This is a genomic window from Bordetella genomosp. 4, from assembly GCF_002261185.1.
In the GTDB taxonomy this organism is placed as follows: Bacteria; Pseudomonadota; Gammaproteobacteria; order Burkholderiales; family Burkholderiaceae_B; genus Bordetella_A.
In genome coordinates this window covers 56,937-78,035 of the sequence record NZ_NEVQ01000007.1, presented here as the reverse complement: position 1 = coordinate 78,035, position 21,099 = coordinate 56,937, and the positions used below count along the sequence as shown (strand labels likewise).

At 62.4% G+C, this 21,099-nt stretch carries 17 protein-coding genes and 1 riboswitch; of the genes, 11 read left to right on the top strand and 6 right to left on the bottom strand.

Translation table 11 applies throughout. The features are described 5' to 3' along the window. Positions 1-22 precede the first annotated feature (22 nt). A riboswitch (yybP-ykoY riboswitch) is annotated at positions 23-193 on the bottom strand. 157 nt (positions 194-350) lie between these two features. Further along, a complete protein-coding gene (locus tag CAL20_RS05100) occupies positions 351-1,691 on the top strand; it encodes an aminopeptidase P N-terminal domain-containing protein (protein ID WP_094819999.1) in 1,341 nt (446 codons plus the stop codon). 9 nt (positions 1,692-1,700) lie between these two features. Here CAL20_RS05100 and CAL20_RS05095 read toward each other — a convergent pair whose 3' ends face one another. Then, complete coding sequence (locus tag CAL20_RS05095) at positions 1,701-2,153, bottom strand: TM2 domain-containing protein (protein ID WP_094819998.1); 453 nt, start codon at positions 2,151-2,153, stop codon at positions 1,701-1,703. Positions 2,154-2,188: 35 nt separating this feature from the next. Here CAL20_RS05095 and CAL20_RS05090 point away from each other — a divergent pair, with 35 nt between their 5' ends. From CAL20_RS05090 to ruvA, 6 genes are all read left to right on the top strand, one after another. Beyond that, complete coding sequence (locus CAL20_RS05090) at positions 2,189-3,352, top strand: UbiH/UbiF/VisC/COQ6 family ubiquinone biosynthesis hydroxylase (RefSeq protein WP_094819997.1); 1,164 nt, start codon at positions 2,189-2,191, stop codon at positions 3,350-3,352. Positions 3,353-3,522: 170 nt separating this feature from the next. Beyond that, positions 3,523-4,548: a tRNA dihydrouridine synthase DusB gene (gene dusB / locus CAL20_RS05085; protein ID WP_176456446.1), complete on the top strand. Its 1,026-nt coding sequence runs from the start codon at positions 3,523-3,525 to the stop codon at positions 4,546-4,548. A 35-nt stretch (positions 4,549-4,583) separates the two neighbouring features. Beyond that, positions 4,584-4,823, top strand: coding sequence for a helix-turn-helix domain-containing protein (locus CAL20_RS05080; RefSeq protein WP_094819995.1), 240 nt, complete (start codon positions 4,584-4,586; stop codon positions 4,821-4,823). A 53-nt stretch (positions 4,824-4,876) separates the two neighbouring features. Continuing rightward, complete coding sequence (gene purH, locus CAL20_RS05075) at positions 4,877-6,466, top strand: bifunctional phosphoribosylaminoimidazolecarboxamide formyltransferase/IMP cyclohydrolase (RefSeq protein WP_094819994.1); 1,590 nt, start codon at positions 4,877-4,879, stop codon at positions 6,464-6,466. Continuing rightward, entirely contained in the window at positions 6,466-7,023 is a 558-nt protein-coding gene (ruvC, locus tag CAL20_RS05070; RefSeq protein WP_094819993.1) for a crossover junction endodeoxyribonuclease RuvC, read from the top strand. The genes purH and ruvC overlap by 1 nt, the downstream gene beginning before the upstream one ends. 166 nt (positions 7,024-7,189) lie before the next feature. Continuing rightward, the gene (gene ruvA / locus CAL20_RS05065) at positions 7,190-7,762 is read left to right on the top strand and encodes a Holliday junction branch migration protein RuvA (RefSeq protein ID WP_094819992.1); all 573 of its coding nucleotides are present in this window, start codon (positions 7,190-7,192) and stop codon (positions 7,760-7,762) included. Positions 7,763-7,923: 161 nt separating this feature from the next. Here the strand turns inward: ruvA and CAL20_RS05060 are convergent, their stop codons facing one another. Then, on the bottom strand, positions 7,924-8,889 hold the full coding sequence (locus CAL20_RS05060) for a threo-3-hydroxy-L-aspartate ammonia-lyase (RefSeq protein WP_094819991.1): 966 nt from the start codon (positions 8,887-8,889) through the stop codon (positions 7,924-7,926). A 279-nt stretch (positions 8,890-9,168) separates the two neighbouring features. Here CAL20_RS05060 and ruvB point away from each other — a divergent pair, with 279 nt between their 5' ends. Further along, complete coding sequence (gene ruvB / locus CAL20_RS05055) at positions 9,169-10,230, top strand: Holliday junction branch migration DNA helicase RuvB (protein ID WP_094819990.1); 1,062 nt, start codon at positions 9,169-9,171, stop codon at positions 10,228-10,230. A 42-nt stretch (positions 10,231-10,272) separates the two neighbouring features. Here ruvB and recQ read toward each other — a convergent pair whose 3' ends face one another. Further along, positions 10,273-12,087, bottom strand: a complete 1,815-nt coding sequence (recQ, locus tag CAL20_RS05050; RefSeq protein ID WP_094819989.1) for a DNA helicase RecQ — start codon at positions 12,085-12,087, stop codon at positions 10,273-10,275. 79 nt (positions 12,088-12,166) lie between these two features. Next, positions 12,167-13,561 carry a fimbrial protein gene (locus tag CAL20_RS05045; protein ID WP_256981342.1) on the bottom strand — a complete coding sequence of 465 codons (1,395 nt, stop codon included), beginning with the start codon at positions 13,559-13,561 and terminating at the stop codon, positions 12,167-12,169. A gap of 428 nt (positions 13,562-13,989) precedes the next feature. On the opposite strand from CAL20_RS05045, the gene CAL20_RS05040 reads away from it, so the two are divergent. After that, positions 13,990-14,691: a response regulator gene (locus CAL20_RS05040; protein WP_094819988.1), complete on the top strand. Its 702-nt coding sequence runs from the start codon at positions 13,990-13,992 to the stop codon at positions 14,689-14,691. A gap of 15 nt (positions 14,692-14,706) precedes the next feature. Then, entirely contained in the window at positions 14,707-16,215 is a 1,509-nt protein-coding gene (locus CAL20_RS05035; RefSeq protein ID WP_094837349.1) for an ATP-binding protein, read from the top strand. 634 nt (positions 16,216-16,849) lie between these two features. On the opposite strand, the gene CAL20_RS05030 is transcribed toward CAL20_RS05035, so the two are convergent. Both CAL20_RS05030 and CAL20_RS05025 read right to left on the bottom strand, forming a co-directional pair. Beyond that, positions 16,850-17,878, bottom strand: coding sequence for a cytochrome d ubiquinol oxidase subunit II (locus tag CAL20_RS05030; protein ID WP_094819986.1), 1,029 nt, complete (start codon positions 17,876-17,878; stop codon positions 16,850-16,852). After that, on the bottom strand, positions 17,875-19,218 hold the full coding sequence (locus CAL20_RS05025) for a cytochrome ubiquinol oxidase subunit I (RefSeq protein WP_094837348.1): 1,344 nt from the start codon (positions 19,216-19,218) through the stop codon (positions 17,875-17,877). The genes CAL20_RS05030 and CAL20_RS05025 overlap by 4 nt, the downstream gene beginning before the upstream one ends. Before the next feature lie 115 nt (positions 19,219-19,333). Between CAL20_RS05025 and CAL20_RS05020 the strand changes: the two genes are divergently transcribed. Further along, positions 19,334-21,097: a glutamine--tRNA ligase/YqeY domain fusion protein gene (locus CAL20_RS05020; RefSeq protein ID WP_094837347.1), complete on the top strand. Its 1,764-nt coding sequence runs from the start codon at positions 19,334-19,336 to the stop codon at positions 21,095-21,097. Positions 21,098-21,099: the final 2 nt, after the last annotated feature.

Sequence of the window (21,099 nt, the reverse complement as noted above, 5' to 3'; positions counted from 1 at the left end):
GATACCAATGGCGCGACAATGCGGCTCGCCCGGCGAGGTGAACGCACTGCGGCCAAAGGTCTCGCCTGGCTGGTCCGGCCGCGCGCAAAGCCGCGGCTCGGGAACCGTCAGCGCCATGGGGTCAAGACCACCAAGTCTGTTGACGCTGACTCCTTTGGGGATCAAAGGATGGCTACTCCCCAATGACAGTGGGCGGGATTGTAGCAGCCGCCCCAGCGTCGTACGTTGCACAAGGATGACAGGGCGGGATGGAATCGGACGCTGATTTGGGACATTTCTGTCCCGCCCGCATGCCATGGGCGCGGTAAAGTGAGTGTGTTTTTATTATTGATGGCCTCGCCGACTTTGCCATGAGCCTGCCCTGCACTGATATCGCTCCATTCGTAGAACGCCGTCGACGCTTGTTGGCCCACATGCGGGCGGCAGGCGGCGGGATCGCGGTGCTATCGACGGCCCCTCATGCGCAGCGCAACCACGATGCTGAATATCCGTATCGGCACGACAGCGATTTTTATTATCTGACGGGCTTCATAGAGCCCGAGGCCTGGCTGGTGCTGGTCGCTGGCGTCACTGACCGCGCCATTCTGTTTTGCCGGGCCAAACGTCCAGAGCAGGAAATCTGGGAAGGGTATCGCTGCGGGCCAGATGCTGCGGTGACGCGCTATGGGTTCGACGAGGCCTATGCCACGGACGAACTGGACACGTTGTTGCCAGCGTTGTTATCAGATCAACCCACGCTGTACCGCTCCTTTGCGGCGACCGGGGCGGTCGAGCGCAAGCTGCGGCACTGGCTGCTTCAATCCGAACAACAGGGACGCGGCCGGCGCCTGGCACCTGGCCGCATCCAGGACCTGCGCCCCATACTGGCCGATATGCGTGTGATCAAGGACGCGAGCGAAATCGCCGCCATGCGCCAGGCTGCGCGCATTTCGGCGGGCGCTCATACGCGCGCCATGCGAGCTGCCCGGCCCGGTATGCACGAATACCAATTGGAAGCCGAGCTGTTGTACGAGTTTCGGCGTCATGGCGCGCAGTCGCCCGCCTATCCCAGCATCGTGGCCGCGGGCGCCAATGCGTGTGTGCTGCACTACGCTGCGGGCGATACCGTGCTGCGTGATGGCGACCTGGTATTGATAGACGCTGGCTGCGAATATGACAGCTATGCGTCGGACATTACCCGCACATTTCCCGCCAACGGACGATTTACGGGCCCCCAACGCGCGCTCTATGACTTGACGGCCGCTGCACAGCAGGCGGCTGTTCAGGCGACAGCGCCGGGGCGCAGTTGGAACGATGCTCATGAGGCCGCGGTGCGTGTACTGGCCCAAGGCATGCTGGACGAGGGGCTGCTGCACGGCTCTCTGGATGGCGTGTTGGAATCGACCGCCTATACGCGTTTTTACATGCACCGCACGGGCCATTGGCTAGGGCTGGACGTGCATGATGTGGGCGACTACAGACAGGGTTCAGCCTCGGAGCAGGATCGCCCCTGGCGGTCGCTGGCGGCCGGCATGGTGCTCACGATCGAGCCGGGCATTTATGTGCGCGAGGCAGCGGACGTACCCGAGGCATTCTGGAATATCGGTATCCGAATCGAAGACGACGCGCTGGTCACTGCAGAGGGTTGCGAGCTGATCACGCGCGGCGTGCCAGTCGACGCCAGAGAGATCGAGGCGCTGATGCGGGAATAATCCAAACGGCTACAGCACGTATCCGTCCAGCCACCCCATCGCCGTCCAGGTGTATACCACCACCATGGCGATGGCGAACATGCCAACGGTGGCGCCCACCAATGTCCCGACAATCGCCACCAACACCGGCCCCAGTCCTGTATGGGTCACCCGCCCCTGACCGGGGTGATACAGGCGATCGAATTTCTCGTCCGGCATGAGGCTGAATACCACCCCCTCGATGAAACCGTCGATCATCGGGATGAACAACAGGAAAAACGCGGGATTGTCGTACCACACCGGAAACTGCGTCGCCGCCACCAGGCAAACGACGGCAGCCAGCGTCACCAGCCAGGCATAACGCCGCCTCAGGTACCACCAATGCGCGCCGAATCCACCAAGAAAACAGGCGAGCAAGCCCAGCACGACTTTGTTGCGAGGACGAGGCATTGCTGCGGGCGTGGAGAATGGGACGGATGTCATGGTGAGATTGTAAAGGTGGGCGGTAAAATTCGGCGATGACTCAGTCTGCTTACGATATCGCGATTTTGGGCGCAGGCCCGGTTGGCCATGTGCTGGCCCTCTTGCTAGCACGGCATACCGCGCAACCGCAACGCATTGCCTTGCTGGCAGGATCAGCAGCGCCGGCCGCGCAGGCGCCTTCCCCCGCGACGGATCCCCGTGTGCTGGCGATGAACCACGGCAGCCGGGTCTTGTTGGAATCTTTGCAGGCCTGGCCAGGCCGGGCCGCAGATATCCGCCATGTTCACGTCTCCCAGCGCGGACGGCTGGGCAGCACAGTTATTCATTGCGATGATTTCCAGGTGCCGCGCCTGGGCAGCGTCGTGTCGTATGCCGAATTGCACGCCACGCTGCAAAACTGCGTCAAGGGCAGCGGTGTAACGGTGCTGCATGGTCCGCCGGCCCATGTCCACCGCCAGGATAGCCAGAGAATTCAAGTTCGACAGGGCGACACGGAGCTGCTGTGCAGCGTCGCCGTGCTATCCGATGGCAGCGGCGGCGCCGATGTACGGCGCGAATATAGCCAGCATGCCATTGTCACGAGCGCTCAGGCGACGCTGCCTCGCCCCGCCTGGGCGTGGGAACGCTTCACACGCGAAGGGCCGTTGGCCTTGCTCCCTCACCCTCTCAATGCGCAGGGCTATTCAGTCGTCTGGTGCAGCGCGCCCGAGCGTGCTGCTGAACTGGTGCGGCTGGATGATGCGGCGTTCTCGTCTGCCTTGAGTACGGCATTCGGGACTCGGCTAGGCCGCCTGTCCAGCGATGCACCACGCCACGTATTTCCCTTGGCGCTCAGTGCGCGGCGCACGCTGGTCGAAGGCCGAGTCGTCGCGATAGGCAATGCGGCCCAGACTTTGCACCCGGTGGCAGGCCAGGGGCTGAACCTCGGGTTGCGCGACGCCGCGCGCCTGGCGCAGGTGCTGTCCGGCTGGCTGAGTTCTCCTGCGGGCGATCCAGGCGCCAAGCTGGCGGAATTCGCCAATTCACGCCTCGCTGACCGTTGGATTACGGCGGGACTGACCGATTTGATGCCCCGCGCCTTTGCAACGGGGTTTGCACCTATCGAGCACGCCTGCGGGGCGGGTTTGCTGGCATTGGATCTGGCTGCGCCGCTGCGGGCCCCCTTGGCACGTCACCTGTTACAGGGTTTGCGTTCCTAGCGCATGTCGGACAAGCCTCACACCCCTCAGTCCGCGTGACAGCGAAGCCCCGAAGGCGCGCTGATATCGGCGGCAAATCGGCGCTCCCGGGACCTGAGGATTACGCACAAAATAGGGGAATGACCTGTGTCGTGCCAAAAGACACCCTCCCGGTCGGTTAAAATGTGCGCATGCGTATCGGCCCGTGGACCCTTTCCAATAATGTTCTGGTCGCCCCCATGGCGGGGGTGACGGATCGTCCTTTCCGTCAATTATGTAAACGGCTGGGGGCGGGCTATGCCGTGTCGGAAATGGCCGCGAGCAACCCGCGCCTGTGGGACAGCGTCAAGACTTCCCGCCGTTTGAATCATGACGGTGAAATCGCCCCCGTGGCGGTCCAGATTGCAGGCGCCGACCCTGCCATGATGGCCGAAGCGGCCGCGTTCAATGCCGAACGCGGCGCGCGCATCATCGATATCAATATGGGTTGCCCGGCCAAGAAAGTGTGTAGCCTGGCTTCGGGCTCGGCCCTGCTGCGCGACGAAGACCTGGTATCCCGCATACTGGATGCGGTCGTAGAGGCATGCGCGCCATTGGGCGTGCCCGTCACGCTGAAGACCCGCACCGGATGGGATCGCGAGCATCGCAACGCACTGCGCGTGGCGCGACGCGCCCAGGATGCCGGCATAGCCGCCCTGGCGCTGCATGGCCGCACGCGTGCCGATCTCTATACCGGCGAAGCCGAGTACGACACGATACGCGCTGTCAAGGCCGAACTATCCATTCCAGTCGTCGCCAACGGCGACATCGATTCCCCTGAAAAAGCGCGCTATGTGCTGGATTACACCGGCGCCGATGCCGTCATGATCGGCCGGGCTGCGCAAGGTCGACCGTGGATTTTCCGCGAGATTGATCACTATCTGCGCACCGGAGAGACGTTGGCGCCGCCGTCCTACGTAGAAATGCGCGACCTGCTGCTCGAGCATCTGGACGATCATTACCGTTTTTACGGTGAACATACCGGTGTCCGATCGGCACGCAAACACATAGGCTGGTACGTAGAAGGCCTGCCCGGCGCAGACCTGTTTTGCGACCGCATGAACCAGATCGATAACACGCACGAGCAATGGCGGGCGGTGTCGGACTGGTTCGACGAACTCACCCGCGGCGACCCGGCACCACCGGTTTTCGCCGCGCAACCGCTGCTGGCGGCGTGATCCGCCTCCCACCTCCAACTATAAAATCTGTACAAATGAGTAAGAATGATGTCCTGGAAGACTGCGTGCGCGCCAGCCTGGCGCGCTATTTCGAAGACCTGGGTGACTCCGAGCCCCACGACATGTGGGACATGGTGATGCGTTGCGTCGAACGCCCGGTGCTCGAAGTCGCGCTGGAACGTTCCGGCGGCAACCAATCCCGCGCCTCTGAAATACTGGGCATCACCCGTAATACCCTGCGCAAGAAACTCCAGGCACACAACATCCAGCCGTAAGCTTGCCACGCGCTGCGCCTCTGAACGCTTTTTTCTATCCCCCCAACCCAACCATGAAAATCGAAACTGCCCTGCTCTCGGTGTCCGATAAGACCGGCATCGTCGAATTCGCCCGCGCCCTGGCTGCGCGTGGCGTACGCCTGCTATCCACCGGGGGCACGGCCCGCCTGCTGGCCGATTCCGGCCTGACTGTCACGGAAGTCGCAACGCACACCGGCTCACCCGAGATCCTCGACGGCCGGGTCAAGACGCTGCACCCCAAGATCCATGGCGGCCTGCTGGCTCGCCGTGACAGCGCGGAGCACCTGGACACCATCGCCCAGCACGGCATCGATCGTATCGACATGTTGGTCGTCAATCTGTACCCGTTCCGGGAAACCATTGCCAAACCGGACTGCAGTTTTGCCGATGCGGTGGAAAACATCGATATCGGCGGCCCGGCCATGCTGCGTGCGGCCGCCAAGAATCACGGCACGGAAGCCGGCGGCGTCACCGTCGTGATCGACCCGACCGACTACTCGCGCGTGCTGAAAGAAATCGACCAGACCGGCAGCACCTCGTATGCGTTGCGCCTGGAGCTGGCCGCCAAGACCTACGCGCATACCGCGTCCTACGATGGCGCGATTGCGGCCTATTTGACCAGCCTGGCCGAGCCCTCGCCCGCCCAGGACGCCGTTCCGGCTCGATTGGATTGGCCTCGCACGCTGACGCTGCAGGTGCAACAGGCCCAAGCCCTGCGCTATGGCGAAAACCCTCACCAAAAGGCCGCGTTCTATGTCGATTCGACACGCGCAGCCGGCCTGCTGGGCAACTATCGCCAGTTGCAGGGTAAAGAACTGTCGTACAACAACATCGCCGATGCCGACGCGGCGTGGGAATGTGTGCGCAGCTTTGACACGCCGGCATGCGTCATCGTCAAACACGCCAACCCGTGCGGCGTCGCGGTCGCGCAAGACCCGCTGCATGCCTATCAGCAAGCCTTCAAGACGGATCCGACCTCGGCGTTTGGCGGCATCATCGCCTTTAACCGCCCGGTCGATGCCGCAACGGCCGAAGCTGTCAGCAGCCAGTTCCTGGAAGTCCTGCTGGCCCCTGCCTATGACGGCGCCGCGCTGGCAGTCCTGGCCGCCAAGAAAAACGTCCGCGTCCTCGAAATCCCCGCTGGCACAGGCCAGAACGATTTCGATATCAAACGCGTGGGCGGCGGCTGGCTGGTGCAAACGCCCGACGCTTACCAAGTGCCGAGCGACGCCCTCAAGGTCGTGACCAAGCGTCAACCTACCGAACAGGAAATGAACGACCTGGCATTCGCCTGGAAAGTCGCCAAGTACGTCAAGTCCAACGCCATTGTGTTCGTCGGCGGCGGCATGACCCTGGGCGTAGGCGCGGGCCAGATGAGCCGTATTGATTCGGCTCGCATTGCCTCGATCAAGGCGGAAAACGCCGGCCTGACGTTGCAGGGTTCGGCCGTGGCGTCCGATGCGTTCTTCCCGTTCCGCGATGGACTGGATGTGGTGGTCGCAGCAGGCGCAACCTGCGTGATCCAGCCCGGTGGCAGCGTCCGCGATGACGAAGTGATCGCTGCTGCCGACGAGCATGGCATCGCCATGGTCCTGACCGGCACGCGTCATTTCCGCCACTGATGCGAGTTCTCGGCATCGACCCTGGATTACGCCGCACCGGTTTCGGTGTGATCGATGCCGAGGGCATGCGGCTGCGTTATGTCGCCAGCGGCACCATCGTGGTGCCGCCGGCGCTATCGCTGCCTGAGCGCCTGAAGGTCATCCTGGACAATCTGCGCCAAGTGGCGCGCGACACTCAGCCGGATGTCGCCGCGCTGGAAATCGTGTTTCTGAATACCAACCCTGCCTCGACGTTATTGTTGGGACAAGCGCGTGGCGCTGCGCTCTGCGCGCTCGCAGACAGCGAGTTGGCCGTGCACGAATACACTGCGCTGCAAATCAAAAAGGCCGTGGTAGGCACCGGCCGAGCGGCAAAAGAACAGGTGCAGATGATGGTGCAACGCTTGCTGTCGCTGGATGGCACGCCGGCGCCCGACTCGGCAGATGCCTTGGCTTGCGCTATTTGTCACGCTCACGTCGGCCCGCTGCAGGCACGGCTGGGTAGTCTGGCAAATGCTGACATGCTGGGCCGCGGCAGCGGCCGGGCCCGGGTACGTGCCGGCCGGGTGGTGCGTTAATTTCCTGGCGCAGCCAGACAGTCCGCCAAATGCTGGCATGCCGGCGCGCGCCAACGTTTCGGTCTGGATACAAGACAGCCGGTAGTCGCCTCATCCCGCGTAGAATGCCGACCATACGCGGCGTATCATCCACGCCCTTTCTCACCTGTTTGCTGGCATTGTCACCATGATCGGACGCATCACCGGAACCCTGATCGAAAAACTCCCGCCCACGCTATGCGTGGACGTCAACGGCGTGGGCTATGACATCGAAGTCCCAATGAGCACGCTCTATGGGCTGCCCGAGCTAGGGGCTCGAGTCACGCTCTATACACATCTGACGGTACGCGAGGACGCGCATATTTTGTATGGCTTTGCCTCGGCCAATGAACGCAGTGCGTTTCGCGAGTTGATCAAGGTCAGCGGCATCGGCGCCCGCACTGCCTTGGCGGTGCTGTCAGGTTTGTCAGTGAGCGATCTGGCACAGGCCATCACATTGCAGGAACCGGGCAGACTGACGCGGGTGCCAGGCATCGGCAAGAAAACTGCGGAACGCCTGCTGTTGGAAATGCGCGGCAAGCTGGGCGCGGACATTGGCGCGACGGTACACGCCTTGCCCGATACGCAGACGGATATTTTGAATGCGTTGTTGGCGCTGGGATACTCGGATAAAGAGTCTCAAACTGCGCTCAAGACCTTGCCGGAAGGCACAAGCGTGTCTGACGGGATACGCCTGGCTCTCAAGGCATTGGTGCGATGAACTGACGACCACACTGTGATCGCCGTACGCCAGGCAGCCGCGCTCCTCAGGGCTACCTAGCCCGTACAACGATCATTGATGCTACTGAACGGTGACCCAGGACCGCTTGGAATAAATGTGCCAGCATCCGAAAGCATCGAGCCGGTATGCGTCAACGCCTATCACCCGGCCAGCAGGCGGCCATACTGCGCAAGATCGACGTTGCCGCCGCTGATGATGACGCCGACCCGCTTGCCGGGCACGGCCACGATCTGTTGCAACACCGCGGCTGTCGACAGACAGCCTGTGGGCTCGACCACCATTTTCATGCGCTCCGCAAAGAACTTCATTGTGTCGACCAATTGATCGTCGGTCACAGTAACGATGTCTTTGACACCCTGTTGAATAATAGGAAAGGTCAACTGCCCCAGATGCGTAGTCACAGCGCCGTCAGCCAACGACTTCGGCGCAGGAATACGCACGATTTCACCTTTACGCAGCGATTGCTGCCCGTCGTTGCCCGCCTCCGGCTCGACGCCATACACCTCGCAATCCGGACTGAGGGCTTTGGCCGACAGAATCGAGCCTGCCAGCAAGCCGCCGCCGCCCAGGCAAACGAACAACGCGTCCAGAGGACCCACATCATCGAATAATTCTTTGGCGGCCGTGCCCTGCCCCGCAATCACATCACGATGATCGTACGGGGGAATCAGCGTTGCACCGGTTTCCTGCTGAATGCGGCGCGCGACGGCCTCACGGTCATCCTGGTAGCGGTCATACGTCACCACCTGCCCGCCATAGCCCTCCGTGGCGGCACGCTTGGCCGCAGGGGCGTCGTGAGGCATGATGATGGTGGCGCGCACGCCAAGTTCTCGTGACGCCAGAGCGATGGCTTGCGCGTGATTGCCTGACGAAAATGTCACTACCCCGGCAGCGCGTTGCTCGGGCGTCAGCTGGGCAATCGCGTTGTAACCGCCGCGGAACTTGAACGCCCCCATGCGCTGAAAATTTTCGCATTTGAAAAACACCTGGGCGCCCGTGCGTGCATTGGCAGTGGATGAAACCAGCACAGGCGTGCGATGTGCTGCGCCGGCCAGGATTTCGCTGGCGCGGACAACGTCTTCGTAGGTAGGCAATGCAGCGGACATGAGATTCCTGGAAAAGCAAGGTGAGGGAATCCGGAAATGATATCTTTTGTTTGCCGCATCGTCAGCGCCGTCATGCTTCGCAGTCGCCGATGCTGCCGCCGGACACAGTCCGCGCGGCTATCGAGCCCGGTCGTAGCGCCCTGCCGCGGGTCTCACCATCGGCTGTCCGCGTCCGCCGTCATCGGCCACCGCCGCCGCTCCCGTGGTGTACGATGCTCACGTGCCGGCGCCTTTTATTTTTGCCCTGTCTTTTGCACGACGCCGCCCCCACTCTGAACTATGGCCATCCAGTCTGACTCGCTTTCTTCTTTGCCCGACTCGCCTCGATTGGTCGCGCCGCAACCGGTGTCGCCCAACGAGGAATCCATTGAACGCGCCTTGCGGCCCAAGGCGTTGCAAGAGTACGTGGGGCAGCAACGGGCGCGAGAGCAGCTCGAGATCTTCATCGCTGCGGCTCGCAAGCGGGGCGAGGCGCTGGATCACGTCCTGCTGTTCGGACCGCCTGGATTGGGCAAGACGACGTTGGCCCACATCATCGCCCACGAAATGGGGGTGCAATTGCGTCAGACCTCCGGTCCGGTGCTTGAGCGCCCTGGTGATTTGGCAGCACTGCTGACGAACCTCGAAAAGAACGACGTGCTGTTCATCGACGAGATCCATCGCCTGTCGCCGGTAGTCGAAGAAATTCTGTACCCGGCCCTGGAAGACTTTCAGATCGACATTCTGATCGGCGAAGGCCCAGCTGCCCGCAGCGTCAAGCTGGATCTGCAACCGTTTACGCTAGTGGGCGCCACCACACGTGCAGGCATGTTGACCAACCCCTTGCGCGATCGCTTTGGCATTGTGTCGCGCCTGGAGTTCTATAACGCCGACGATCTGGCACGCATCGTGACGCGCAGCGCCGGCCTGCTCAATGCCGAGATCACCCCTGATGGCGCGGCCGAAGTCGCGCGTCGCGCCCGCGGCACCCCGCGCATTGCCAACCGCCTGCTGCGCCGCGTGCGCGATTATGCCGAGGTCAAATCCCACGGCGTGATTGATGCCGACTCGGCGGGCCGCGCCTTGGCCATGCTGGAGGTCGATCCGCAGGGCCTGGACCTGATGGACCGCAAACTGCTGGAAGCCATCATTCATAAATTCGACGGCGGCCCGGTAGGTGTAGACAGCCTGGCGGCTGCCATAGGCGAAGAACGCGACACCATCGAAGACGTCATCGAGCCCTATCTGATTCAACACGGCTATCTGCAGCGGACGCCTCGGGGCCGCACCGCCACGCTGACTACATGGCGGCACTTGGGATTGGCGCCGCCTTCGGATAATGCGGATCTGTTCGGCAAATAGTCCGGAAAACCTGCTCGGATAGGCTGCGTTTCGAAACGCAGCCTATTCCACCAATCGCAAAATATCGTCGCCGTAGGCTTCGAGTTTGCGTACGCCCACGCCACTGATGTGCCCCAGGTCCTCCAGAGACGCCGGTTTGGCCAGGGCAATCTCACGCAATGTCGCGTCATGGAAAATCACGTAGGCAGGCACGCCGTGGTTTTTCGCGACCTCTCCGCGCCAGTTGCGCAAGGCGTTGAACAGCGGCATAGCCTCTGGCGGCAGATCAATGACCGGTGCACGTGTGCGCGTACTCGATTTCGAACCGCGAGGTTTCTTTTCGGACTCGCGCCGCAACATCAGCTGACGCTCGCCCTTGAGGACGGCACGGCTGCCTTCGGTCAAGGCCAAGGTGCCAAATCCCTCGTTATCCACAGTCAACAGGCCCTGCGCCAGTAATTGCCGTAAAACGCCGCGCCAGGCGTTATCCGACAGGTCGGCGCCCACGCCAAATACACTCAGGGTCTCATGCCCATGCTGCCGTGTACGGTCGGTGCTCTTGCCGCGCAGGATGTCGATGATATGCCCGGCCCCATAACGCTGCCCGCGCTCTTTCCAGAGGCGATAGACGGCAGACAGGACCTTTTGTGCTGCTACGGTGCCGTCCCAGGCCTGAGGCGGCTCTAGGCAGACATCGCAATTGCCGCAGGCCGTAATGGTCTGCCCAAAATAGGCTAACAGCCGCACGCGCCGGCACTCTACCGTCTCGCACAAACCCAACATGGCATCGAGTTGCTGTCCGAGGCGGCGGCGATAGGCTTCGTCGCCCTGGGACTCGTCGATCATCCGGCGCTGTTGCACCACGTCCTGCAGACCGTACGCCAGCCACGCCGTAGCAGGCAGGCCGTCACGGCCCGCACGGCCGGTTTCCTGGTAATAGCCTTCGACGGATTTGGGCAAATCAATATGGGCGACGAAACGGACGTCGGGCTTGTCGATTCCCATGCCAAAAGCAATAGTCGCGACCATGACGATACCGTCTTCGCGCAGGAAACGTGACTGATTTGCAGCTCGCACTGCCGTGCTCAAGCCAGCGTGATAGGGCAGCGCACTGATGCCGTTCTGACAGAGAAAATCAGCGGTTTCCTCCACGCGTGCGCGCGACAGGCAATACACCACGCCGGAATCGCCCTCGTGCTCGGAACGGATCAGATCCAGCAACTGACGGCGCACCTCATTTTTCTCGACGATGCGATAGCGGATATTGGGGCGGTCAAAGCTCGCAACAAAATGCTCGGCCTGATCCAACGCGAGGCGCTGGGCAATCTCCACGCGCGTCGCGGCGGTCGCCGTGGCCGTCAAAGCGATGCGCGGCACCTCGGGCCAACGCTCGTGCAACATCGACAAGCCGAGATATTCCGGCCGGAAATCGTGCCCCCATTGCGATACGCAGTGGGCCTCGTCGATGGCGAATAGCGCAATACGGCCGCGTTCGAGCAGTTGCAGACAACGGTCCGTCAGCAATCGCTCGGGCGCAACGTACAACAGATCAAGCTCGCCATCGATAAAGGCCTGCTCGACCTCGCGCGCCACCCGCCAGTCTTGTGTGGAATTCAGAAACGCGGCCCGTACCCCCAGCTCGGTCAAGGCATCGACCTGGTCCTGCATCAAGGCAATCAACGGAGACACCACGATACCGGTCCCCTGGCGCACCAACGCGGGGACCTGATAGCACAGCGACTTGCCGCCGCCAGTGGGCATCAATACGAGGGCATCGCCCCCTGCGATCACATGATCGACAATGGCCTGCTGGTCGCCGCGGAAGGATTCGTAGCCGAAAACGCGCTGCAGGACGTCCTGGGCGCGGGGGTCAGACATGGGGAGTAGCGGAAAACGTCATGGCGGCGATTTTAAGCCTCATTGCACCGGCTGGGGCGCCGGGCGCACAAATTCATCACTACCATGGGAGCCATCGGCCACGCATAAAGGCATCAACCGGCATAGTGATGCCCGCGCGCATCTCGTAATCGCCCGTCACCACGTCGCGATCTGCACCGACTGCCAGCCGGACGCTGGGGGCAACCAGCATACTGTGTTCCAACCCGAAGCGCTGCTCGACCGCGACGCCGCTTTCCCGGGTACCCGTATAGCTCCCCGTCAACGTCCCCCACCCTCGCAGAGGCACGCCCGCTGCCAGGGTATTACGCATGGTCGGTGCTCCAACCGCGCCGCTGCGGTAATCCGACAAATCGCCAAATCCTGCTCCGATCTGCTCATTCGTCACGGCCAGGCTGACGGACTCGGCCAGATTGACGTTGTAGCCAAAGCGATATCGCCACGCATTGACGTGATCGAAATTGCTCTGTGTGGCGCCCATCTGGAACGTACCGAGATCGCCGGCGGCATAAGTCGTACCCAGCCCATGGGTCGACATGTCCGGAGCGCTTTGCATCTGGCTTTCAAGCGTCAGCTTGGGCGTCAGACCATATCGCAACGAGCCACTACCCGCAGTCACGCCATAATCAATCGCCCCGGCCGAGGCCGTGGTATCCGTGTAGTTGAGCCGGCCCACCGCAGAAGAATAGGCAAAAGCGCCCTGTGCCAGGGTCTGCGCTCCTCCGCTCCAGCTCGAGGACACCTGCAACCCGCCAATCGGAACAGCGCTGCCCCAGATCGGGGCATTCGCCGTCAAGTTGCCCATCGAGACAGTGGGGCCTACCGTATCGCGATAGGTCCATTGTCCGCCACTATAGGAAAACCCCTGCTGCGAGCCCACTGCCGAAAACCAGGGACGCGTGGAGGGATGGCCTGAGGTCACCACCACCACAGGCTCTTGCAGCGAAGGATCCACGGTCTCCAGGCCAAAGGAATATTCCTGTTCAGGGACAGGGACAATGTCCGGAAATAGATTGGCGCACTCGACGGGCAAGGCAGCGGGCGGGTCCGCAGGCACCTCGCTCACAGCCGATGGGCCGCCGGGACTGCTGTCTGGCGGAGGCGCATTCCCATGATCAGCGTCCACAGTACCTATGGCGTTTTCCGGTGCAGCAGGGGACGGGCTCTCGAGCAACGACGCATCCTTCAGGCCCTCAGCAGGCTGCATCTGGCAAGGCGAAGGATCGAGAGGCAGTTCCTGAAACGGCACGTTGGCGACCGGTGCAACAGGCAGGGACTGAGTGGGAGACAAGACCCGAATCCCCTCGCGCGCCGCCCGCTGAAACACGTCATAGTCGTCCGAAGCATCGAACTGTGCCGCCAACGATGACGTGGCGGGCTGGCTCGCCGCGGGTGCCGCCGGCGAAAACGCATCGGATACCAGTTGTGCCTCTGCGATGGCCGATGCTCCTGCCATCGCAAGCGCCACCGCCATGGCAGTGCCGCTCGCCCGGACCCGCCGCGTCACCAGCCCTGCCGCCAGCCGTGCCCTTGCCCCCCGCCTGCGCATCCGCACATGCGAGGGCGAAACACGAGACCACGCCAACACCTGCAAATGAAACATCACCAGAAACAACCCCCACGCTCGCCTGCGGCTTGCGCCCCCAAAAGGGGGCGCTTTTGCCTTGGAGCGGCCCGGCAGCAAAAAATGCTCAGCGAAGATAAAAGGGCAATGGACGCCTCAGCGATTCGCTGTACTGCTCAGCCCCCATCAAGAGATACCAAGATCAATCTACATTTTAGTGAAATACCATGCCGCTTTCGTGAAGCGCCAGTCAGTCACGGTATATTTCAATCCGTTTCCTTCCTCTTGCTCCCAGGCCGTTCCCCGGCCACTATGGCGACATGGATACACCACATACCAAGCTGCTGGTCGTCGACGACGACCCTGCCCTGCGGCAACTGCTCGCTGACTACCTGAATCGCCACGGGTACGACACCCTGTTGGCGCCGGATGCCAGCGACCTGACCGCACGCATCGCGCGCTATGCGCCCGACCTCCTGGTTCTGGACCGCATGCTGCCAGGCGGCGACGGCGCGGACGCCTGCCGCCGGCTGCGGGAACAAGGCGAAGACATTCCGGTCATTTTGCTGACGGCGCGCGACGAAGCCGTGGACCGCATCATCGGCCTGGAAGCCGGCGCCGACGATTATTTGGGCAAGCCCTTTGATCCCCGGGAACTGCTGGCTCGCATCGAAGCCGTGTTGCGGCGCAAGCGCGGCCCCTCGGCTTTGACGAAAGACGCTGCCGTTACGTTTGGTCCTTTTACGTTCGATCCCACCATGCGCCAGCTGTTGCGCGACGGCGAGGCCGTGAAACTGACCGGCGGGGAAATCAATCTGCTCGAAGCCCTCGTTCGCAACGCCGGCAAGCCCTTGTCACGTGAACGCCTGTTGGCGCTGGCGCGTGACGACGACGGCGGCGAACGCAACGACCGCGCCATCGATATTGCTATCCTGCGGCTGCGGCGCGCCATCGAAGACGATCCCAAACAACCTCGCTGGATCCAGACAGTCTGGGGCATCGGCTATCGGTTTTCGCCTTAAACGACCCGCCCACGCATGCGCCGTCTGACCCGATTCCTATTACCGCGCTCGCTGCGCACGCGCCTGATTCTGCTCGTGCTCGGCGCCGTGCTGCTGGCCCAGGCGGCCACCCTGACCACCGTATCCTACTATCGCCAGAAATTTCTCGAAGACGTCGCTATCGGCTACATCGCCACGACCATCCGCACATTACGCGCGTCTCTGTCTCAAATCCCGGCCGAGGACCGCGCCGAATTCGTACGCAATGCCTCGCAGAACCAGTGGCGGCTCTGGTCGCGCACACTGCCCGCCGAGGCGCAATTGCAGCGCCCTCCCCGCCGCTCCCCGCCGCCGCCACCTCCGCGTCGTTCCAACAACGGCGATAACGATCTTCGGACACCGGGCAATCCTGCGAATCCAGGCCGCCCCGCCATGCCGGGCGACGGCGGCATCCAAAGCCGTGACACAGCGCGTCCGCGCCCCCCTCCCCCGGAGGACGATCTGAGGCGCGACCTGCGTGGTCCCATCCGTGAGCTCAATGACCGGCTCAACGATGGTACTCGCGTCGCGTTGTCGCACGGCCCGGAACCCGAAATCTACATATCCTTGGCTCGCAATGCGGACACCGAAGACGCGCCCCGCCTGCGCGAATGGCTGGTCATCCCGCTGGAGCGCCTGGATCCCTCCGTCTCGACCCCGATGGTTGCCGTATGGTTAGGCGGACTGGGTCTGGTCCTGTTGCTCGCGGCAGGCTTTTCGTGGCACATCACCCGCCCGCTGACCCGCCTGGCCGAGGCCGCCGACCATCTGGCGGCAGGGCAGCCCCAGCGAGTAGAGCCCTCGGGCCCACGGGAAACCCGTGCGCTCGGCGAACGTTTCAACGCCATGCTGGACGCCTTGGCCGAATCCGATTCAGTGAGGCGCACCCTGCTTTCCGGCCTGCCGCACGATCTGAAAGGCCCCTTGTCGCGCATGTGGCTGCGCATCGAAATGGCCGATGATCCGGCCCTGAAAGAAGGCCTGCGCAAGGACCTGCAGGACATGCAGCACATGGTGGACCAATTCATCGGCTTTGTCCGCGGCACAGACCCGGCCGCCTACCGCTACGCCCCGCTATCCTTGCCCGAATGGTTGGCGGATCGCGTGGGCGGCTGGACCAGCACGGGCACCGCCATCACGCTGGACGCTACAGAAGACGCCATGACCGTCCAAGGCGACGCCGTCGCGCTGGGCCGCCTGCTGGACAACCTCATCGGCAACGCGCTGCACCACGGTGAACCGCCCATCGATATCACCCTGCGACGGGATGGTCAATTCGCCATCCTCGACGTCGCGGATCACGGCCCTGGCATCGCCCCAGAGCGCCGTACAGAGGCCTTACGCCCCTTCGCCCGCCTGGACGATGCTCGTACACGCACTGGCAACGTCGGGCTGGGCTTGGCGCTGGCCGATGCTATTGCCCGGGCGCATGGTGGGACACTGGCTCTGCTGCAAGCCCAAAGCGGGGGGCTGTTGGTGCGGATCAGTTTGCCATTGACGGCGTAGGTTTTGGGGCTGTGGTTTTGTGGTGCTATTGACTGGTTTTGCGTTGCGACTGGTTTTGCGTTGCGACTGGTTTTACGTTGCGTTGCTTGCTGGTCTTGGGTGTCTCTGGAAAGACGTTCCTGCCGGGTGCCCAATGGCTATGCCGGCCCTATCGCAACGGCTCGGCGCAACACCAGGCGCCGAGGTCCCCTTCGGGGACTACCCGTCGCTCAACGGGCCGGCATAGCCATTGGGCACTCGGCAGGAACTCACAGCAACGCATGCCAAGGCTGCCAACCACAAACCTCCGACACACGGCACCCAAACGTTATTTTTGGCCGCGCCCGTAGGCGGCCAAAAATAACAACCCTGCAAGATATTCTTCCTTGCAAAAACCCGCCCCACGAAGCCTAAGCAAGATAGCCGTCCCAGCGATGCGGCGAAGTTGAGACATCGCGAGTCGAGCCTGGGCAATCACCGTGTGGGGGCGCCTCGTGGTCGAGCGAGGGAAACCGTAGGAGCGCAGCGACGAGGTTGACGCAGCGGTGTCGGCCGCGCAGGCGGCCGACCGACCACGCGAAGCCCCCACACGGTGATTGCCCAGGCTCGACGCCAGAAGAACCAATCCCCGAACGTACGAACACAGACTCAACGGTCACCCGCGCCGTTCTTTCCCAAACACCGACCGATAAGCCCAAAGATTGAACACCAACACCACAGGCACCCCCACCACCGCAGCCGACAGCACCAGCCGCATGGACTCAATCGACGCCGTTCCATCCCACAACGTCATATCATCCAGAATCAGATAGGGAAACAAGCTATACCCCAACCCCGCCAGCATCAGCCAATAAAGCACGATGCACAACACAAACGGCAGCCATTGATAAGGCGAATCCTCCCGGGGCACACGCGCCAGCAACATCTCGGCGCCGGAGAAACACAGCAGCATGATCGCCCAGACGCCTGCGACCGTCGCAAATCCCCCAGGATTGCTCCATTTGTAGAAAATCCCGGCATTGGCCAAGCCCAGCATCACCGACGCCGCCACCATCCCCACAGCCGTCCAGCGGATGGCATGACGTCCCCAGCGGGCCGCGCGCCGTTGCAAATCCCCGTCCACGCGCATGACGAGCCAGGCAGCACCCAACAGCACATAGGCGGCCACCACACACAAGCCCATCACCACAGAAAACCACCCGTACCCTGCCTCCGTCTGATACCCCGTGGCGATACGTCCCAATATCAGCCCCTGGCCGAATGCCGTCGCCAACGACCCGAGCCAGAACCCGAACACCCATCGTGATTTCAACTCGGCCCGAGCGCGAATCCGGAACTCGAACGAGACACTGCGCAACATCATGCCCATGGCCATCAGCGCCAATGGCCCGTACAGCTTGCCGAAAATAACGCCCCACGCCAGCGGAAAGGCCGCGGCAAACAAGCCTATGCCCAGCAGCGGCCAGAACTCGTTGGCGTCGCGCCAGGGACTCAGCAGCGCCATCATGCGCCCGCGTTCATCGACTGGCGCGACAGGCAGCAACATGCCCACGCCAATATCAAACCCATCAAGCACCACACCGCCGATGATCAATAAAAACAATAGCCCCATGAACACCAACGGGATCCAGAACGTCGGATCGTTGGCGTTGACGCCTAGGGAAGCAGCCAGTGCGGCGATCATTGAGACGTTCCTCCGGGTTTGCGTACCGGCACCACGCCGTAACGAGCCGCATGAAACAACATGCCGTTAAACGCAGCAATCAACACGATATACAACACACCGAAACCCGCCACCCCAAGCGCCAACGAGGTCGTGCTGGCAGTCCCGAGGACTTCGGTTTGCGTAATGGTGGCGTTGACGACATAGGGTTGCATGCCCACCAACGAAAACACGCCGCCCCCCAATACCATCAGTCCGCCGCTATACAACATGCCCACCATGCAGCGCAGCCACCACGCCGGCAAAGTTGCAGGATCCAGCTTGCGCGCCAGCGTCAACGCTGCTGTGACCCACGAGACAAACAACATCAATCCGCCCAAGACCAGAATCACGCGCAGCGTCCAGAACGTCAGCCCTACAGGCGGACGCATACCGGAAAATTTATCCAGCCCGAGATAACGGCCCTGCTCATCACGCCCCAACCACGCGCCGCCTGCCGGCTCGAGCGTCCAGTCGTAGCGATTGGCCTCCGCTCGACTGTCGGGCAATCCCACCACCGTCCAACTCGGCACCGTGCCGCTTTTCCAATATCCCGCGGCCGCCGCGGCCTTGGCTGGCTGGTGCTCAGCCATGACCCGTGCCGCGCCGTTCAAAGCCGGGATCTGCAGCGCCGAGGCCACCACAGCCACCACCAATGCTGTCTTGAACGTACAGCGCTCTCCGTCCTGCAGGGGACGACGCAACGCTTGCAACGCGGTGATGCCCAGCATCAAGAAGGCAGCCGCCAGCAGCGACCACACTGCCATCAGCCCGAGATTCCAGCTAAGAGAGGGATTGAAGATCACCTCCTGCCAGTCCAGCACCCGGTATCGCGCGTCTATCAACGTCGCCCCGGCGGGAGTCTGGACCCACGATTGCAATACCAATACCCAAAACAACGCCGCGGCCTGGCCCACTGCGACCATGAACACCGCAAAGGTGTGCACCCAATTCGATACCCGGCGCTGGCCAAACAGCATCACGCCCAGAAAACAGGATTTCAGGACAAACACCGACAACACGCCGAAGCCGATCAGCGGCGCAGCCACATTACCGATTTTGTCCATGAGGCCGGGCCATAGGCTGCCCAACTGGATCAACACTGGCAGCCCGGCTGCCAATGCCAACACGAACGACAGGGCAAAAATACGCACCCAAAACCGATAGGCAGCCGTCCATCCGGCCTGCCCGGTGCCGTGCGCGCGCAACTTGAAAAACAGCAGCAACCAGGCCAGCGCGAACGCCAAGGCCATGAATAGCGCCAGAAAACTGAGGCTGGCTGTGAACTGGATCCGAGCCAGTAAGAGGGGAACAATATCCATGATGGCCGGTAGTGTAGAGCCTGTTTCCTGAACACGGGAGATGGGCCGCGACAGCATCGGTGTGCGAACGTGGCAAAATTGATGCTTTGCTGCTGCATTCACCTATCCATTCAGCATGACCACCGCCCCGACTCCGACTGCCGCCACCAACTATCTGCGCAATATCATCGAAGATGACCTGCAGGCCAACCGCTACCAGGGTAAGCGCTGGGCCGGCACGCCTGGCCCAGCCTCGGTACAGTCCCAGGGCGAGCCGGACACCGCACGCATCCGCACCCGTTTTCCGCCGGAGCCCAACGGCTACCTGCACATTGGCCATGCCAAGAGCATCTGTGTCAATTTCGGGCTCGCCCGCGAATACGGCGGGGTCTGCCACCTGCGATTTGACGACACCAATCCCGAGAAAGAAGACCAGGAATACGTCGACTCCATCATCGAGGCCGTAAATTGGCTGGGCTTTGACTGGAAAGCCGACGGCAACAACAACCTGTATTTCGCCAGCGACTATTTCGAATTCATGTACGAATTCGCTCAGGCGCTGGTGCAGGCCGGCCATGCCTACGTCGACGAGCAGACGCCCGAGCAGATCCGCCTGAGCCGCGGCACCCTGACCGAGCCGGGGACGGACTCGCCATGGCGGGATCGCCCCGCCGAAGAATCGCTGGCCCTGCTGGCTGACATGCGTGACGGCAAGTACCCCGACGGCAGTCTGGTGCTGCGGGCCAAGATCGACATGGCCTCGCCCAACATCAACCTGCGTGATCCGGTGATGTATCGCGTGCGTCATGCCACGCACCACCGCACCGGTAACAAATGGTGCATCTATCCGATGTACAGCTGGGCCCATCCGGTCGAAGACGCCCTCGAAGGCATCACCCACAGCATCTGCACGCTGGAATTCGAAGACCAGCGTCCGTTCTACGACTGGATTCTGGCGCGCCTGGCCGACCTCGGCAAATTGGCCCGCCCTCTGCCGCGCCAATACGAATTCGCCCGCTTGAACCTGAGCTATATCGTCACCAGCAAGCGCAAACTGTTGCAACTGGTGCGCGAGGGCTACGTCGACGGCTGGGACGACCCGCGCATGCCTACGATATTCGGCTTGCGCCGCCGCGGCTATACGCCGGCCTCCATCCGCCTGTTCTGCGATCGCACCGCCGTGACCAAGTCGGACTCGCGCATCGACTACAGCCTGCTGGAGCAGGCCGTGCGCGACGACCTGGATCCCATTGCGCCGCGCACCGTGGCCGTGCTGGACCCGATCAAGCTGGTGATCACCAACTACCCGGCGGGCCAGGAAGAGCTCTGCTCGGCGCCTCGCAATCCCCATGATCCCGATGCCGGCAAACGCGAGTTTCCGTTCTCGCGCGAACTCTGGATCGAACGGGACGACTTCCGCGAGGAGGCCCCCAAAAAATACTTCCGCCTGTATCCCGGCAACACCGTCCGCCTGAAATACGGCTATGTCGTGCGCTGCACCGGTTTCACCAAAGACGAATCCGGCCAGATCACCGAGGTTCAGGCCGAATACCTGCCTGACACCAAGAGCGGCACGCCTGGCGCCGACAGCGTCAAAGTCAAAGGCAACATCACCTGGGTCAGTGCGGCGCATGCCGTCCCGGCACAAGTGCATTTGTATGACCGTTTGTTTGCCGATCCGCATCCCGATGGCGGCGACAAAGACTTCCTGGCCTGCCTGAATCCCAAATCACGCGAGACCGTGACCGCCTGGCTTGAACCCGGCACCGTCGCCACGCCGGGCGCCACCTGGCAATTCGAACGGCTGGGCTATTTCACCGCGGACATCAAGGACTCCACCCCCGAGGCCCCCGTACTCAATCGCATCGTGACGTTGCGCGACTCCTGGGCCACGGCCTGATT

Coding starts and splice junctions, on each gene's coding strand:
- recQ (WP_094819989.1), bottom strand. CDS start 12,087: ATGTCTGACCCCCGCGCCCAGGACGTCCTGCAGCGCGTTTTCGGCTAC.
- CAL20_RS05060 (WP_094819991.1), bottom strand. CDS start 8,889: ATGTCCGCTGCATTGCCTACCTACGAAGACGTTGTCCGCGCCAGCGAA.
- ruvB (WP_094819990.1), top strand. CDS start 9,169: ATGGCCATCCAGTCTGACTCGCTTTCTTCTTTGCCCGACTCGCCTCGA.
- ruvA (WP_094819992.1), top strand. CDS start 7,190: ATGATCGGACGCATCACCGGAACCCTGATCGAAAAACTCCCGCCCACG.
- CAL20_RS05045 (WP_256981342.1), bottom strand. CDS start 13,561: ATGGCAGGAGCATCGGCCATCGCAGAGGCACAACTGGTATCCGATGCG.
- CAL20_RS05030 (WP_094819986.1), bottom strand. CDS start 17,878: ATGATCGCCGCACTGGCTGCTTCCCTAGGCGTCAACGCCAACGATCCG.
- CAL20_RS05035 (WP_094837349.1), top strand. CDS start 14,707: ATGCGCCGTCTGACCCGATTCCTATTACCGCGCTCGCTGCGCACGCGC.
- CAL20_RS05080 (WP_094819995.1), top strand. CDS start 4,584: ATGAGTAAGAATGATGTCCTGGAAGACTGCGTGCGCGCCAGCCTGGCG.
- CAL20_RS05040 (WP_094819988.1), top strand. CDS start 13,990: ATGGATACACCACATACCAAGCTGCTGGTCGTCGACGACGACCCTGCC.
- ruvC (WP_094819993.1), top strand. CDS start 6,466: ATGCGAGTTCTCGGCATCGACCCTGGATTACGCCGCACCGGTTTCGGT.
- CAL20_RS05100 (WP_094819999.1), top strand. CDS start 351: ATGAGCCTGCCCTGCACTGATATCGCTCCATTCGTAGAACGCCGTCGA.
- CAL20_RS05025 (WP_094837348.1), bottom strand. CDS start 19,218: ATGGATATTGTTCCCCTCTTACTGGCTCGGATCCAGTTCACAGCCAGC.
- CAL20_RS05020 (WP_094837347.1), top strand. CDS start 19,334: ATGACCACCGCCCCGACTCCGACTGCCGCCACCAACTATCTGCGCAAT.
- CAL20_RS05095 (WP_094819998.1), bottom strand. CDS start 2,153: ATGACATCCGTCCCATTCTCCACGCCCGCAGCAATGCCTCGTCCTCGC.
- dusB (WP_176456446.1), top strand. CDS start 3,523: ATGCGTATCGGCCCGTGGACCCTTTCCAATAATGTTCTGGTCGCCCCC.
- purH (WP_094819994.1), top strand. CDS start 4,877: ATGAAAATCGAAACTGCCCTGCTCTCGGTGTCCGATAAGACCGGCATC.
- CAL20_RS05090 (WP_094819997.1), top strand. CDS start 2,189: ATGACTCAGTCTGCTTACGATATCGCGATTTTGGGCGCAGGCCCGGTT.